At 62.3% G+C, this 14,529-nt stretch carries 15 protein-coding genes; 5 read left to right on the top strand and 10 right to left on the bottom strand.

Annotated features, from left to right (window positions below; genetic code table 11):
* The 4 genes from AMK00_RS12965 to AMK00_RS12950 form a co-directional block, all read right to left on the bottom strand.
* Positions 1-213, bottom strand: a complete 213-nt coding sequence (locus AMK00_RS12965) for a hypothetical protein (protein WP_064803280.1) — start codon at positions 211-213, stop codon at positions 1-3.
* Positions 210-1,163 carry a carbohydrate ABC transporter permease gene (locus tag AMK00_RS12960; RefSeq protein ID WP_064803278.1) on the bottom strand — a complete coding sequence of 318 codons (954 nt, stop codon included), beginning with the start codon at positions 1,161-1,163 and terminating at the stop codon, positions 210-212. Before AMK00_RS12960 ends, AMK00_RS12965 begins: the two co-directional genes overlap by 4 nt.
* Complete coding sequence (locus tag AMK00_RS12955; protein WP_064803276.1) at positions 1,160-2,128, bottom strand: carbohydrate ABC transporter permease; 969 nt, start codon at positions 2,126-2,128, stop codon at positions 1,160-1,162. The genes AMK00_RS12960 and AMK00_RS12955 overlap by 4 nt, the downstream gene beginning before the upstream one ends.
* A gap of 119 nt (positions 2,129-2,247) precedes the next feature.
* Complete coding sequence (locus AMK00_RS12950; protein WP_064803275.1) at positions 2,248-3,573, bottom strand: ABC transporter substrate-binding protein; 1,326 nt, start codon at positions 3,571-3,573, stop codon at positions 2,248-2,250.
* Between the two features lie 518 nt (positions 3,574-4,091).
* Here AMK00_RS12950 and AMK00_RS12945 point away from each other — a divergent pair.
* From AMK00_RS12945 to AMK00_RS12925, 5 genes are all read left to right on the top strand, one after another.
* On the top strand, positions 4,092-5,537 hold the full coding sequence (locus tag AMK00_RS12945) for an MFS transporter (RefSeq protein ID WP_064803273.1): 1,446 nt from the start codon (positions 4,092-4,094) through the stop codon (positions 5,535-5,537).
* A gap of 128 nt (positions 5,538-5,665) precedes the next feature.
* The gene (locus AMK00_RS12940) at positions 5,666-6,730 is read left to right on the top strand and encodes a sensor histidine kinase (RefSeq protein WP_064803271.1); all 1,065 of its coding nucleotides are present in this window, start codon (positions 5,666-5,668) and stop codon (positions 6,728-6,730) included.
* A gap of 260 nt (positions 6,731-6,990) precedes the next feature.
* Positions 6,991-7,542 (top strand): DUF924 family protein, encoded by a 552-nt coding sequence (locus tag AMK00_RS12935; RefSeq protein ID WP_064803269.1) that lies wholly within the window; start codon positions 6,991-6,993, stop codon positions 7,540-7,542.
* Between the two features lie 134 nt (positions 7,543-7,676).
* Entirely contained in the window at positions 7,677-10,199 is a 2,523-nt protein-coding gene (locus tag AMK00_RS12930; RefSeq protein ID WP_064811710.1) for a mechanosensitive ion channel family protein, read from the top strand.
* A gap of 112 nt (positions 10,200-10,311) precedes the next feature.
* Positions 10,312-10,578: a hypothetical protein gene (locus AMK00_RS12925; protein WP_064810608.1), complete on the top strand. Its 267-nt coding sequence runs from the start codon at positions 10,312-10,314 to the stop codon at positions 10,576-10,578.
* 18 nt (positions 10,579-10,596) lie between these two features.
* Here the strand turns inward: AMK00_RS12925 and arsK are convergent, their stop codons facing one another.
* Genes arsK through AMK00_RS12895 form a run of 6 tightly spaced genes read right to left on the bottom strand, consistent with a single transcriptional unit; the run spans position 10,597 to position 14,526 of the window.
* The gene (arsK, locus tag AMK00_RS12920; RefSeq protein WP_064810607.1) at positions 10,597-11,829 is read right to left on the bottom strand and encodes an arsenite efflux MFS transporter ArsK; all 1,233 of its coding nucleotides are present in this window, start codon (positions 11,827-11,829) and stop codon (positions 10,597-10,599) included.
* Entirely contained in the window at positions 11,826-12,551 is a 726-nt protein-coding gene (gene arsH, locus AMK00_RS12915; protein ID WP_064810606.1) for an arsenical resistance protein ArsH, read from the bottom strand. The genes arsK and arsH overlap by 4 nt, the downstream gene beginning before the upstream one ends.
* Complete coding sequence (gene arsC, locus AMK00_RS12910) at positions 12,526-12,948, bottom strand: arsenate reductase (glutaredoxin) (RefSeq protein ID WP_064810605.1); 423 nt, start codon at positions 12,946-12,948, stop codon at positions 12,526-12,528. Before arsC ends, arsH begins: the two co-directional genes overlap by 26 nt.
* A complete protein-coding gene (locus AMK00_RS12905; protein ID WP_064810604.1) occupies positions 12,945-13,643 on the bottom strand; it encodes an MIP/aquaporin family protein in 699 nt (232 codons plus the stop codon). The genes arsC and AMK00_RS12905 overlap by 4 nt, the downstream gene beginning before the upstream one ends.
* Complete coding sequence (locus AMK00_RS12900; protein ID WP_064810603.1) at positions 13,643-14,173, bottom strand: arsenate reductase ArsC; 531 nt, start codon at positions 14,171-14,173, stop codon at positions 13,643-13,645. The genes AMK00_RS12905 and AMK00_RS12900 overlap by 1 nt, the downstream gene beginning before the upstream one ends.
* Positions 14,170-14,526: an ArsR/SmtB family transcription factor gene (locus AMK00_RS12895; protein ID WP_064810602.1), complete on the bottom strand. Its 357-nt coding sequence runs from the start codon at positions 14,524-14,526 to the stop codon at positions 14,170-14,172. Before AMK00_RS12895 ends, AMK00_RS12900 begins: the two co-directional genes overlap by 4 nt.
* Positions 14,527-14,529 lie beyond the last annotated feature (3 nt).

Genomic DNA, 14,529 nt, shown 5'->3' with positions numbered 1-14,529 from the left:
TCACTCCGCGAATTTCGAAACGATGATGAACATGACGGTGCCTGCAAGCAGGGTGACCAGCGAATAGGTGTAGAGCACCAGCAGGAAGGGCTGGAACAGCATCAGGAAGCCGAGGCCGATCAGCACGGTGGCGATGGCCTCCATCGGGCCGCGCCGCAGGAAGAACGGCCGTTTCGGACGGGCAGGGGTGCGTGTTTGGATCAGATGGTTCATTTGCGGACGGCTCCGAAGGTGATGCCGCGCAGCAGCTGCTTGCGCAGAAGGATGGTGAAGACGAGGATCGGGATCAGGAAGATCGTCGTACCGGCGGCAACGGCCGGCCAGTCCTGCCCGCCCTCACCGATGATCGTCGGGATGAAGGGCGGTGCGGTCTGGGCGTCGCCTGAGGTCAGCAGGGCGGCAAACGCATATTCGTTCCAGGCGAAAATCAGGCAAAAGATCGCGGTGGCGGCGATGCCGGTCGTTGCCTGCGGCAGCACGACCTTGCGGAAGGCCTGCAGCCGCGTATAGCCGTCGATCATCGCCGCTTCCTCATATTCGCGCGGGATCTCGTCGATGAAGCCCTTGAGCAGCCAGACGGCGAGCGAGACGTTGACCGCGGTGTAGAGCAGGATCATGCCGAGCGCCGTGTCCGACAGGCCGAGCTCGCGATACATGAGGTAGATCGGGATGGCGACGGCGATCGGGGGCATCATGCGCGTCGACAGGATGAAGAACAGCAGGTCGTCGGCGAGTGGCACCTTGAAGCGGGAAAAGCCATAGGCGGCGAGCGTGCCGAGGAAGACCGCGAGGAAGGTGGAGCCGAAGGCGATGACAAGCGAATTGACGAAGCGCGGCACGAAATTCGACGGGCCTGCTATCACCATGTTCCGCTTGCGCGTCACCTCATCGCAAGTGCCGACCGGCGCCGGCAGCGAGGCGATATAATCCGGCGTCTGCCGGGTGCGCGTCGTGAACAGGTTGCAATAGCCCTCGAGCGACGGGGTAAAGACGATCTTGGGTGGATAGCTGATCGAATCCGGCGGCGACTTGATGCTGGTCAGGAAGATCCAGACGAGCGGGATGAGGGTGATCAGCGCGTACAGTACGACGATGGTGCCGGCGATGCGCTTGTTGGACAGGCTCGGTTCAACGACCGAATGGGCGGAGTTAGCGGCACTCATCGTTGCTTCACCTTGTTCAATGCCTTGACGTAAATGTTGGCGAGGCCGAACACCGCGACGAAGAGGATGATGGCGAAGGCCGAGGCCCGGCCGGTCGCCCAGCTTTCGAACGCGGCGCGCTTAAGCGTGATCGAGGCGACTTCGGTGACCGAGCCTGGCCCGCCGCCGGTGAGCAGTGTCACCATGTCGAACATCTTGAAATTCTCGATGCCGCGGAAGAGCACGGCGAGCATGATGAAGGGCAGGGCCATCGGGACGGTGATCGACCAGAACTGGCGCCCCGGCGAAGCGCGGTCGACCTCGGCCGCCTCGTAGATATAGTCAGGGATCGAGCGCAGGCCGGCGAGGCAGATCAGCATCACATAGGGCGTCCACATCCAGGTGTCGACGATGATGATCGCCCAGGGCGCCAAAGAGACATTGCCGAGCATCTGGATATCGGAAGTCGGAATGCCTGAGACCAGCGACACGGCATAGGCGAAGAGCCCGATCTGTGGCTCGTAGAGAAAGCGCCAGAAATTGCCGACCACAGCGGGCGACAGCATCATCGGGATTAGGATGATTGTCGTCCAGAAGGCATGGCCGCGAAACTTGCGGTCGATCAGGTAGGCGAGCGTGAAGCCGATCACCGTCTGCAGCAGGATCGTCCAGAAGACGAAATGTGCGGTGGTCTGCATCGCCTGCCAGATGTCGGGATCGTTGAGGACGCGCTTGTAATTCCCGAGGCCGACGCCCTGCACCGGCGCATTCGGCCGATTGGCGCGGTAATTGGTGAAGGAGAGATAGAGCGCCCATAGCAGCGGGAAGATGTTGATCGCCAGCAGCAATGTGATGGCCGGCGCAATGAACAGCCAGGCGATTGCCCTGTCGGAGAGGCCGCGGACGCGCCGGGCGACCGAGACCGGCGTTGCCCTTGCTGTCGCATCGGCCGCCTTCTCGACAATGGAGGAATGGGAAATTGTCAATTCTTCACCCAGTCTATTGCGATTTGGAAGATCTGGCGGCCCGGCTCGTCTGCCGATCCGGGCCGCCATCCTGGTGAGGATGGCGCGCGGAGGGATTCCGCCTGTCCCGTCGTCCGACACTAGATCTTGCCGTCGTCCTTGAACACGTCGCTCCAGTCCTTCACCAGGCCGTCGAGCGCTTCCTTGGCGGCACCGTTGCCCGCGACCACGTAGTTGTGGACGCGCTTCTGCATGGCCTGCAGCAGCGAAGCATAGCTCGGCTCGGCCCAGAAATCCTTGACGATCGCCATCGAGTCCAGGAAGGCCTGGGCATAGGGCTGGCTCTTGGCAAAATCCGGCGCGTTAACGACGGAGTTCAGGCAGGAAAACCCGCCGAGCTCCCACCATTTGGCCTGCACATCGGGCTGTGCGAACCACTTGATGTATTGCAGGGCGGCGTCGCGCTTCTCGGAGTAGGAAACCACCGAGATGCCCTGGCCGCCGAGCTGGGCGAAATGCGCCTTTTCAGCCGGATTGGGGAAGAAGCCGATCCTGTCGCCGCCAACCTTCTCGTCCTTGTAGAGGCCGGGCCAGGTGAAGGCGAAGTTCATCTGCATGGCGACCTGTCCGGATTTGAAGGCGTCGGCGGATTCGACCATGTAGACGTTGGAGCTGCCGGGCGGGGTGCAGCAATCATAGAGCGACTTGTAGAATTCGAGGCCCTTGACCGCGTCGGCCGAGTTGACGAAGCCCTCCATGTCATAAGGCTTCTTCGGATTGTCGTACTGGAAGCCCCAGTCGTAGAGGACGTTGGTCACGCCCATGGTGATGCCTTCGGAGCCGCGCTCGGTATAGATCGAGGCGCCATAGACGGTCTTGCCGTCGATCTGGCGCTTCTGGAAGAACTCGGCGATATGCTTCAGCTCGTCATAGGTCTTCGGGGCCGCGAGATCGTGGCCGTATTTCGCCTTGAATTCCTTCTGCAGTTCCGGCTTCTCGAACCAGTCCTTGCGATAGGTCCAGCCGACGACATCGCCCATGGCCGGCAGCGCCCAGTAGTTCGGCGTGTTCTTCGGCCATTCCGAGTAGCCGACGACCGTCGCCGGCACGAAGTCATCCATCTTGATGCCTTCCTTGTCGAAGAAGTCGTTGAGCTTGACGTAGTGGCCGTTCTCGGCCGAGCCGCCGATCCACTGGCTGTCGCCAATAATGAGGTCGCAGAGCTTGCCATGGGAATTCAGCTCGTTGAGGAAGCGGTCGGCATAACTCGTCCAGGGAACGAATTCGAACTTCATCTGCGTGCCAGTCTTGGCGGTGAAGTCCTTCGATAGCTCGACCAGCGCATTCGCGGGGTCCCAGGCGGCCCAACACAGCGTCAGTTCATCGGCTTTGGCGAGATTGGGCAATGCCGACGACGTGACAAGCGCCGTGGCCAGCCCCAAAAGGGCTTTCGATGTTTTCTGCATAAGTTCCTCCCAGAACCAAGGCCGGCTCCCGCCAGCGTCGCACGTTCACCCATTTCAGAGAATGCTCACATGAACTCCTCACTCATCATGTTTAGCAATATGTTTAGTGATATCTATTTTTATAAACATTGCAAGTGACAATCGTTGCTGCAGTGCACAGGTAGTTCACCTATCTCCAGGAGCGGTCTTTCGGGTGATCTGGGGAAATTTCATTCGCAAGCGTACCGATACGGCGAAATCTGGCCTCGCTGCGGGAGAGCTCGCGGGATATGGACCTCAACGCCGCTCCTGTTTTCCCGGAACGGTTCAAACTTGGCCTCGCTTCGGTGGGGCCTTTTTCTTGAGTGGACGGGCCGCATCGGGAATATTCCGTCGCAGTGCGAGATTTAGCCTTTCCGGACTGACGCAACGGGCGTATTCAGCCAGTGCGCGGTTTGTACGCGCCTCCCGCGGCGGACCTCCGATCAGCTTCCTTTCCGTTCCCTGTCGCGACACCCGGAATTTCCATTGGCAGATCGATGACCACGGCAGAGACGAGCGAGCAGGGGCAAGAGGTGGCGGGCGGCCGCCAGGCGAAGATCGTGGCGCTGGTCGTTGCCGTTTCCTTCTTCATGCAGATCCTCGACGGCACGATCGTCGCCACCTCGCTGCCGCAGATGGCGGCGAGCTTCAGCGTGCAGCCGGTGTCGATGAGCATTGGCATCACCGTTTATATGCTGACGATGGCCGCCTTCATTCCGCTGTCGGGCTGGCTCGGCGACCGGTTCGGGGCGCGGCGTGTCTTCCTGACGTCGATCGGCGTCTTCACGGTCGCGTCGTTGTTCTGCGGGCTCTCCGGCAGCCTCACGGAATTCGTGCTGTGGCGTGCGCTGCAGGGGGCGGGCAGCGCATTGATGACTCCGGTCGGGCGCATCATCGTGCTGAAGAACGCGCGCAAGTCCGAACTCGTCCAGGCGATTGCGCTCATCACCTGGCCGGCGCTGACGGCGCCCGTGGTCGGCCCTGTGCTCGGCGGTTTCATCACCACCTATGCCAGCTGGCATTGGAACTTCCTGATCAACATTCCGATCGGCATCGTCGGCATGGGGCTGGTGCTGCGTTTTGTGCCCGAACAGCGCGAGGCTGATCCCGGTCGGCTGGATATTCGCGGCTTTATCCTGAGCGCGGCCGGATTGACCCTGCTGCTCGCGGCCTTGGAGCTTTCAGCCAAATGGGAGGGCGGGCTTTGGCCGGTCATCTCAATGCTCGCGGCCGGCATCGTCCTATCGGTCATGGCGACGCGGCATTTCCTTGCCGCCGACAATCCGCTGCTGGATCTTTCGGCTTTCCGCGTCCAGACATTTTCGATGTCGACGCTCTCGGCGGGCACGGCTTGCCGAACGGCCATCAACGCGACGCCTTTCCTTCTGCCTCTCTTGTTCCAGCTCGGCTTCGGGCTGAGCTCGATTGCCGCAGGCACCTATCTGCTCGTCTATTTTCTCGGCAATTTCAGCATGAAGGCGGTGACGACGCCGCTCTTACGCTTCTTCGGCTTCCGTACCGTTCTCGGGCTCAACGGGCTGATTGCAGCCCTGTCGATCGTTGCCTGCGGTTTCCTGACGCCTGACACGCCGCCGTTTTTCATCCATGCGCTGCTCTTTCTCGCCGGCCTGTCGCGATCGATGGAGTTCACGGCGCTGAACACGCTCGCCTTTGCCGATATCGGCCCGGCGCAGCGAAGCTCGGCCTCGACGCTGTCGAGCATGTTGCAGCAGATGTCCATGCTGCTCGGCGTTGCGGTGGCCGCCGCCGCGCTCAACATTTCCTCGGCTCTCAGAGGCGCCGACAATCCCGTTCTGGCCGACTTCCGATGGGCCTTCGTCGTGGTCGGAGCGATCGGCATCGTCTCGTCGCTGCGCTTCCTGCAATTGCCGAAGGAGGCGGGCGCCGAAGTCTCCGGCCATCGGAAATTCCAGAAGAGCTAGCGTCGCCTGCGACAAGAGCGAGGGACGAGCGATGTTTACCTCAGGCGGGCAATGCAATACGACAGTGCCCATGCTGACGACTCGGACCTTGCGGCCGTCGTTGCTTAGAGAGAACGCCGGGAGACGGAATGAGCAATTCTAGCGGCGATGCGGATGCCTTGATCCACATCCTCTATATCGACGACGACGAGGGGCTCGCTCTCCTGATGCAGAAGAACCTTGCGCGGCGCGGCTTTTCGGTCGAGTGGGCGCAGAATGGTTCTGCCGGCCTTGCGCGGATCGCCGAGGGCGGCATCGACGCCGTCGTGCTCGATCATCTCCTGAGCGGCGAGACTGGACTCGATATTCTGCCCTGCATCACGTCCGTGCCGGATCATCCGCCGGTCATTTATGCAACGGGGTCGGACGACACTAGCATCGCGGTCGCGGCGCTAAAGGCGGGTGCCGATGACTACATGCTGAAGGGGATTTCGGCCGATTATTTCGACCTGCTCGCCGCCGCTCTCGAACAGGCGCTGGAGCGGGCGCGCTTCCGCCGCGAGACGGCGCAGGCGCAGGAGGTGATCCGTCAGCAGCGCGATCATGCCGAGTTGCTGCTGGCCGAAGTCAATCACCGCATCGCCAACAGCCTCGGCCTTGTCGGCGCGCTGATCCGCATGCAATCTTCCATGACCAAGGACCAGGTGGCGATCGACGCGCTGCACGAGACGCAGATGCGTATCAACGCGATCGCGAGCGTGCATCGCCGGCTCTACACCAACCGGCAGATCGGTTCGGTGCAGGTCGATGAATATCTGAACAGTCTGCTAACCGAGCTTGAAGCTTCGATGCGCGACGACAAGCGGCCGCACCGTATCGTGCTGACCGCAAAGCCGGTCAATCTGGCGACCGACAAGGTGATCACGCTCGGGCTGATCGTCAGCGAGCTCGTCACCAATGCTTTCAAATATGCCTATCCCGACAGCGTCTCGGGCGAGATCCGCGTTTTTGTCGACCAGACGGACGGGCAATTGCGCGTCATCGTCGAGGATGATGGAGCGGGGTTTGATCCAGAGGGCGCGGCCAGGGGGACGGGGCTCGGCACACGGATTTTGACGGCGATGGCCGCGAGCTTGAAGTCGGATTTCGCTTATGATCCCGGGCATGACGGGACGAGGGCGATGCTGGTATTTTCGTTGCATGAGGACAAATAGGTAGAGGCGAGGACATCATGAAGGGAGTGGCCCCCTCATCCGGCTGCCGCCACCGACCGGGGTCGAGCCACGGTCTCGACCCGTCCTTCGGACCCCCGCTGGGGAGAAGGGATTCGCGGCAATGTCTCGATCCCCTCTTCTCCCCGGCGGGGAGAAGGTGCCCGTAGGGCGGATGAGGAGGCCACACGGCACACCTTGTCCTATTTCTACAAGAGCTTGCCGGCACAACATCATCAAACCTAACGCTACGGGAGGAAGGCATGACGGCGATCCGCACACCCCGGGAGGTCTACGATTTCTGGTTCGTTCGATGCGGCCGCGAGCTATGGTTTCGTCCGCCGCCGGAACTCGATGCCGAGATCCGTGATGTTTTCCGCGATACGCATCTGGCGCTTGCCGCGGGCGTCGGCGATGAATGGCGGGCCGATCCGGTGAGCCGGCTGGCGGCCGTCATCGTGCTCGATCAGTTTCCCCGCAACATCTATCGCGGCACGGGGCTTGCCGTTGCTACCGACGGGCTGGCGCTTCGGGAAGCCAAGCTCGCGCTCGCGGCCGGCGCCGACCAGGCGGTGGAACATGCTTGCCGAACCTTCTTCTACCTGCCGTTCGAACACGCCGAGAACCTCGACGAGCAGGACCGTTCGGTGGCCCTGTTCACCGCGCTCGGCGACGAGGAATATCTCGATTATGCGATCCGACACCGTGAGATAATCGCCGCCTACGGGCGCTTTCCTCACCGCAATGCCATGCTCGGGCGGGAATCGACGGCAGCAGAACTCGACTATCTCTCCAAGCCCGGCGCGGGGTTCTGAGCTGTTTGGACGAACGTGCGCTGCATGGACAAGCTCGGTGCAGGGCGCTTTAGGCATCTCCCGCCTTTCTGTCGCCTTTCTTTGCGATGAAAAGCGAGCATTCAATTTCGATGACAACCTTTCCGGAGGCCTTTTTGCGGCTGAGATCCATCCTGCTTCGCACCATTTTTCTTGTGACGCTGGCGCTCGCCGGTGCGCATTTCGAGAGCGCAGCAGCCTTCGCGCAGGAACCGCAGCCGCAGGCGGCAGCAGAGGCGCCGCTTGTCGATACGCCTTCGGCCCAGGCGGCGAAGGAGATCGAGAAGGCGAAGGTCCAGCTTGGCTCGCTTCAGGACAGCGTCAAGGAGAACGCCGATAATGACGATGCGCTGGTCGGGCTTGCGACCAAGGCCGATGAGCTCAGCCGCGCCGTCATCACCATATCGGTCAACCTGAGACCGCGTTTCGACCAGATCAAGAACCGGCTGACCGAGATCGGCGAGCCGCCGAAGGATGGGCAGCCGCCCGAGGCGCAGATCGTCACCGACGAGCGTAACGCGCTTGCCGCCGAGCGCGCGCAGATCAATGCGGTGACCGGTGACGCCGAAAACCTGTCGATCGCCGTGACGAAGCTCATGAACGAGATCATCGAGATGCGGCGGCAGCTTTTCGCCGATACGCTTTTCAGGCGCACGGAAATCTCCATCTCGGTGCTTGACGATGCCGCGAGCGCCTTCGTGCACGAGATCAGCGAATTCTCACAGGCTTTGGCGAGCTGGGCCTCATTCGTCTGGAAGTTCAAGCGATTCCCACTGTTCGCCGCCATCTTCCTGTCGCTCGCCTCAGCACTCATCCTGCTTTCCGGCAGCTACCGGCTGTTCGGCTCCTATTTGCGCCGCGATGAGGCGGTCGAGGACCCCTCCTATATCGGCAGGCTGTCGATCGCCTTCTGGTCGACGCTGATCCGAACGCTGGCGCTGGCGGTCCTGCTTGTTACCTCCTTTTTCTTCCTTAACAGTTTCAATGTTTTGCGGCCGGATATTGCGCCTGTTATCGGCGCGCTGTTCGGCACGATCGGTCTCGTCTATTTCGTCGGCCGCTTCGTCAACGCCATTTTCGCGCCGAGCGAACCGCACTGGCGGCTGGTGAAGCTTTCCAATCTCGGCGCCCGCTCGATCGGCTACTGTCTCTCGGCGATGGCTGTCGTCAACGGGCTCGACTACCTCTTCGGCACGGTCAGCGAGGCGATGGGCTCACCGCTGGTGCTGACCGTCGTTCGGAGCCTGATCGCTGCCCTGATCATCGGCATCATCCTGATCGCCGTCTCCTTCAGCAAGCCGATGCTGGCGAGAAGCGGCGATCCCGACGCGCCTGGCAGACATTGGCCGCGGGGCATGGCAATCATCCTGCGTGTCGTCGGTGCCGCTTTGATCGTTACGGCGCTTGCCGGCTATGTCGGACTTGCCCGCTTTGTCGCTACGCAGCTCATCATCACCGGCGCGGTCGTCGCCACCATGTATGTCGGCCTGCTCTCGGGCAAGGCGATCTCGCGGCAGGAGAGCTTCGGCGATACCTTCTTCGCCCGCTTCCTGGCGCGGCGCTTCAACCTCGGGCCGGTGGCGATAGACCAGGTCGGCCTGCTCGTTGGCCTTGCCATGTATGCGGTGGCGCTGCTCGTCGGCATTCCGTTGATCCTGCTGCTCTGGGGCTTCCATGTACAGGATCTGCAGCTTATCGCCTTCCGGCTGTTCACCGAGGTCAAGCTCGGCGGCATCAGCATCTCGCTGCTCGGAATCTGCACCGGCATCCTGCTCTTTGCCGGCGTCTATCTGCTGACGCGCTGGCTGCAGCGCTGGCTCGACGGCAATGTCATGGCGCGAAGCCATGTCGATCTCGGCGTGCGAAACTCGGTCAAGACGGGCATCGGCTATCTCGGCGTCGGCATCGCCGCGATCATCGGCGTCTCCGCCGCCGGCATCGATCTGTCGAGCTTCGCGCTTGTCGCCTCGGCGCTTTCGGTCGGTATCGGTTTCGGCCTGCAGAACATCGTCTCCAACTTCGTGTCAGGCCTGATCCTGCTGGTCGAGCGGCCGTTCAAGGTCGGCGATCACGTCGTCTCCGGCACGGCCGAAGGTATCGTCAAGCGGATCTCGGTGCGCGCTACCGAGATCGAGACTTTCCGCAAGCAGGCGATCATCGTGCCGAATTCGGAACTGATCAACGGCCTCGTCGGCAACTGGACGCATCGCAACAAGATCGGTCGCTCGGAAATCCCGGTTTCCGTCAGCTACGACGCCGATCCGCAACAGGTGATGGATATTCTCTTGGAGTTGACGGCGAAGATACCGCTCGTCATGCGCAATCCCGAGCCGCATGTCGAATTCCTGCGCTTCGGCCCCTATTCGCTCGATTTCGAGCTTCGCTTCTTCCTCGCTGACATGGGCGACGGTCTGACGGTGCGCAACAATTTGAGGATCGAGATCCTCAAGCGCTTCAAGGCGGAAGGCATAGAAATCCCGCTGCCACAGAGCGACCTTACCATCCATCGGGAGGCTGCCCTCGTCCTTCCCAATGCGGTTAAGGAGCATGCTGACGGCCATGAGAATTCCAAGGATAGACCGGTGGAGGAAGAAGAGCGGCCGGTGCGCCAACTGCGCGGGCGGGCAGCGGAGAGCTGAACAGCGTATTCAGCCATCATTCACAGGTCTATGTGCATGATCCCTTCCATCGGGATCGCTGCCGAGGGCAGCACCGATCTTTCGAGGGGAGGGCGCGTCAGCGCCGCCGCACATGATGGCAAGATTTGCCGCCTTTTTGCTTGTCCCGCTGCTTGCTGCGCCGGCGGTCAACGCCGCATCCATCACCAACACCGATCCCGCAGCCGTGGTGCTCGTCATCACCGAGGGCGGACAGCGCGTCGAAGTTGTGGTCGATGCCGGCGCTTCCGAAAGCCTCTGCTCCTCCGGCTGCTTCATGACGACACCCGACGGCGACCGGATCGGGCTCGATGGCGGCGAGACGATCGACATCGTCAAAGGCTCGGCGGTCGTCAAGTAAGGCTGCGGCCCCACGGAGCTACGGCTCTCGCGCCAGCGCCGTTTGCGCCGGCGCCGACGTCCGCATCAGCGGCCGGATGGCGAGGAATGCCGCCACGGATGCGGCGCCGAACGCGGCGGTGATCGACAGCGACCAGGACACGCCGATATTGCCCATCAGGAAGGCCAGCGCGAAAGGCGCCGTCGAAGAGACGGCGAGGCGGGCCGACATCACTTTTCCCTGCCGCTGGCCATAGCCCTCGCTTCCGAAGAGCGCCAAGGGCAGCGTTCCCTGCACGATGCTGCTGAGGCCGGAGCCCAGGCCGAAGATCACGGCGAAGACCACTGCACCGGCAACGGACGGCGCCGTGAGGAGGAGAATGACAAGGGCCGCCGGCAGGAGCACGGCGGAGATGACAGCGAGCGTGAGCTGCGGCAGGCCGCCGCCGAAGACCATGTTGACGAAGCGGCTCAGCACCTGCGACGGGCCGAAAAGCGTGCCGACTATCACGGCCATGGCGCCGAGCCCGAGTGCCAACATGACGGGCACCATATGGACCAGAAGCGCCGCATTGACGAAGCTTTGCAGCGCAAAGCCGGTGATCATCAGGATGAAGGCCGGCCTGCGTGCCGCAGCGGGGAGGCCAGCTTCGATTCGCTTCGCCGTGCCGCTCTTCTCGCCCGTGCCGGAGGTGCCGGCGCCGCGGGCCAGCAAGGCGTGAATGGGAAGGCAGACGAGGAGATTGAGCGTGGCGAAGAGGAGGTAGACGTTCTGCCACGAGAGATGAGCGTGCAGGGCGGTGGTGATCGGCCAGAAGATCGTCGAGGCGAAACCGCCAATCAGCGTGAGATAGGTGATGCTGCGCTGGGCCGCGCGCGGCCGGATCTGAACGAGAAGGGCGAAGGCCGCGCCATACTGCACCAGGTTCGACGTCGTCTCGACGGCTATCAGGGCAGCGACGAAAGCGGCCTTGCCGGGAGCGAAGGCGCAGCCGGCAAGCGCGACCGCCGCAATGGCCGAGCCAACGGTCATGACCCGCCCCGCGCCGAAACGATCGATCCACATACCCATGGCGGGTGCTGCCAGGCCGCCGATCAGCAGTGCCGCCGACAGCGCGCCGAAGATCCATTGCGCCGACCAATCGAGCCCGCGCGCCATGTCGGGCGCGAGGATGCTGAAGCTGTAGTAGAGGGTGCCGTAGCCGATGATCTGCGTCAGACCGAGCGCGAGGATGGCGGCAACCGGCGGCCGCTCGGAACCGGCGGGCGTCATATGGATTTGACGCCAACGCGTCGTTCGAGCTTATCGGCCTCTTCCCCGCGTTCGCTGTAGCGGTCGGTAAGATAGGCCGAGGCGTCGCGTGTCAGCCATGTGAATTTCACCAGCTCCTCGCAGACGTCCACGACGCGGTCGTAAAAGGATGACGGCTTCATGCGTCCGTCGCTGTCGAACTCCTGGAAAGCCTTTGCCACCGACGACTGGTTGGGAATGGTGATCATCCGCATCCATCGGCCGAGGATGCGCATCTGGTTCACGGCATTGAACGACTGCGACCCGCCGGATACCTGCATGACGGCAAGCGTCTTGCCCTGCGTCGGCCGCACCGAGCCTACCGACAGCGGTATCCAGTCGATCTGCGCCTTCATGATCCCCGTCATCGCGCCGTGCCGCTCCGGGCTGACCCAGACCTGGCCTTCCGACCAGGCTGACAGCTCGCGCAATTCCTGCACCTTCGGATGGGCGACCGGCGCTCCATCGGGAAGGGGAAGGCCTTCGGGATCGAAGATCCGCACCTCACAGCCGAAATGCTCGATCAGCCGTGATGCCTCATGTGCCAGCAGACGGCTGTAGGATACGGCCCTGAGCGAGCCGTAAAGGATGAGAATGCGCGGCTTGTGCATCGAGAAGGGCGGCCGCAAGGCCGCCAGATCCGGCTGGTGAAGATGGGCCGGCGAAGTGGCTGGAAGGTCAGACAATGCGCTTGCCTTCGGCATCGAGCACCTTCTCGCCGTCTTCCTTGGTGAAGGCGCCCTTGTGCGTCTCCGGCAGGATTTCCAGGACCAGCTCGGACGGGCGCGACAGCCGCGTGCCGAGCGGTGTGACGACGAAGGGCCGGTTGATCAGGATCGGCTGGGCGAGCATGGCGTCGAGCAACTGGTCGTCACTCAGAGCGGGATTGCCGAGGCCGAGTTCGGCGTAGGGCGTGTCCTTCTCGCGCAGGGCCTGGCGCACGGTCAGGCCGGCATCGGCGATCATCTTGACCAGTTCCGCACGCGACGGCGGGGTGTTGACGTATTCGATGATCTCAGGCTCGATGCCGGCATTGCGGATCATCGCCAGCGTGTTGCGCGAGGTGCCGCAAGCGGGATTGTGATAGATAGTGACGTTCATAATTTTGCCTCGGAGGATAGGGTTGACGATGTCTCGGCTGGCTGCAGCAGCCAGTTGAAGAGGAGCAGGGCTGCGACCGCACCTGATATTTCAGCAAGCCAGAAACCCGGAAGGTCGACCGGACGAATGCCGGAGAAAGTGTCGGTCAGGGAGCGGGCGAAAGCCACGGCCGGATTGGCGAACGAGGTCGACGCGGTGAACCAATAGGCGGCGGTGATATAGAGTCCGACCAGCCAAGGGACGGCCTTTTGTTCGAAGCGGATGCCGGCGAGAATGACCGCGACGAGGCCGAAGGTCGCGATACCCTCGGAAAACCATTGCGCGCCGCCGGTGCGGATCTTGCTCGACAGGTCCAGGAGCGGCAGGTTGAACATCAGATGGGCGCAGATCGTTCCGGCTACGCCACCGGCAAACTGCGCCAGCACATAGAAACCGAGATCGCGTTTGGGCAGTGAACCCGACATTGCGAAGATCAACGAGACGGCCGGGTTGAAATGGGCGCCGGAAATCGGCCCCAGCACGGTGATCAGCACGACCAGGATTGCGCCGGTCGCGAGTGTATTGCCGAGCAGGGCAAGCCCGACATCCCCGGTGAGCGATGCCGCCATGATGCCCGAACCGACCACGGTTGCGACCAGCATAGCGGTGCCGAGGGTCTCTGCGACCAGTCGGCGCGATAGATCGTAGGAAGCCATCAGCCGGCACCTGCCGGTTTTGCGGTCGTGCCTTCCATCGCGCCGATCTGGCGCAGGTGCTGCTCCAGGGCCAGTTTGTCGATCGAGGATAAAGGCAGGCTTAGGAAGGCCATAATCCTGTTTTTCAGAAAACGGGCGGCCTGTGCGAACGCACGGCCTTTCTCGACCTCGCTGCCCTCGACGGCGGCCGGATCCTCGACGCCCCAGTGGGCGGTCATCGGGTGACCGATCCAGACCGGGCAGGCTTCGCCATGGGCGGTATCGCAGACGGTGAAGATGAAATCCATCTCCGGCGCGTCGGGCTTGGCGAACTCGTCCCAGCTCTTCGAGCGAAAGCCGGTTGCGGGATAACCGAGCGCCTGCAACTCCTTCAGCGCCAAAGGATTGACCTCGCCCTTCGGCTGGCTGCCGGCGGAGTAGGCCTTGAACCGGCCCTTGCCCTCGGTCTCGAGGATCGATTCCGCCAGGATCGAGCGCGAAGAATTGGCGGTGCAGAGAAAGAGAACATTGTAAACGCGGTGCGTGGTCATTGCAGTTCCTCCTTGGTTGCAGGTGCACAGCATGCGGCAACGGCGGCGGCGGGGGCGCAGATCTCGGCATTCCCGCCGCAGCAATCCTCCATCAGGAAACGGATCAGGCCGCCGAGCGCTTCGTAATTAGCCGTGTAGATGATCGAGCGGGATTCTCGCTGCTGAGTGATTAGCCCAGCTCGTTCCAGCTCCTTCAGATGAAAAGAGACGTTAGAAGGGGAAACCTCCGCCTTGTCGGCAATGGAGCCCGCCGCCATTCCGTCAGGACCCGAGACGACAAGCATGCGGATGATGTGAAGGCGCGTTTCCTGCGATAGTGCGCCGAATGCGGCGAGGGCTTGACGTTGATCCATATT

The organism is Rhizobium sp. N621 (assembly GCF_001664325.1).
GTDB lineage: Bacteria > Pseudomonadota > Alphaproteobacteria > Rhizobiales > Rhizobiaceae > Rhizobium > Rhizobium esperanzae.
Note: the sequence above shows the minus strand (reverse complement) of the source record. Positions and strands in the feature narration are given on the sequence as shown.

Bases quoted from the DNA above. Each gene is read 5' to 3' on its own strand.
- AMK00_RS12965 (WP_064803280.1), bottom strand. From the start codon at position 213: ATGAACCATCTGATCCAAACACGCACCCCTGCCCGTCCGAAACGGCCG.
- AMK00_RS12960 (WP_064803278.1), bottom strand. From the start codon at position 1,163: ATGAGTGCCGCTAACTCCGCCCATTCGGTCGTTGAACCGAGCCTGTCC.
- AMK00_RS12950 (WP_064803275.1), bottom strand. From the start codon at position 3,573: ATGCAGAAAACATCGAAAGCCCTTTTGGGGCTGGCCACGGCGCTTGTC.
- AMK00_RS12945 (WP_064803273.1), top strand. From the start codon at position 4,092: ATGACCACGGCAGAGACGAGCGAGCAGGGGCAAGAGGTGGCGGGCGGC.
- AMK00_RS12940 (WP_064803271.1), top strand. From the start codon at position 5,666: ATGAGCAATTCTAGCGGCGATGCGGATGCCTTGATCCACATCCTCTAT.
- AMK00_RS12935 (WP_064803269.1), top strand. From the start codon at position 6,991: ATGACGGCGATCCGCACACCCCGGGAGGTCTACGATTTCTGGTTCGTT.
- AMK00_RS12925 (WP_064810608.1), top strand. From the start codon at position 10,312: ATGATGGCAAGATTTGCCGCCTTTTTGCTTGTCCCGCTGCTTGCTGCG.
- arsK (WP_064810607.1), bottom strand. From the start codon at position 11,829: ATGACGCCCGCCGGTTCCGAGCGGCCGCCGGTTGCCGCCATCCTCGCG.
- arsH (WP_064810606.1), bottom strand. From the start codon at position 12,551: ATGCCGAAGGCAAGCGCATTGTCTGACCTTCCAGCCACTTCGCCGGCC.
- arsC (WP_064810605.1), bottom strand. From the start codon at position 12,948: ATGAACGTCACTATCTATCACAATCCCGCTTGCGGCACCTCGCGCAAC.
- AMK00_RS12905 (WP_064810604.1), bottom strand. From the start codon at position 13,643: ATGGCTTCCTACGATCTATCGCGCCGACTGGTCGCAGAGACCCTCGGC.
- AMK00_RS12900 (WP_064810603.1), bottom strand. From the start codon at position 14,173: ATGACCACGCACCGCGTTTACAATGTTCTCTTTCTCTGCACCGCCAAT.
- AMK00_RS12895 (WP_064810602.1), bottom strand. From the start codon at position 14,526: ATGGATCAACGTCAAGCCCTCGCCGCATTCGGCGCACTATCGCAGGAA.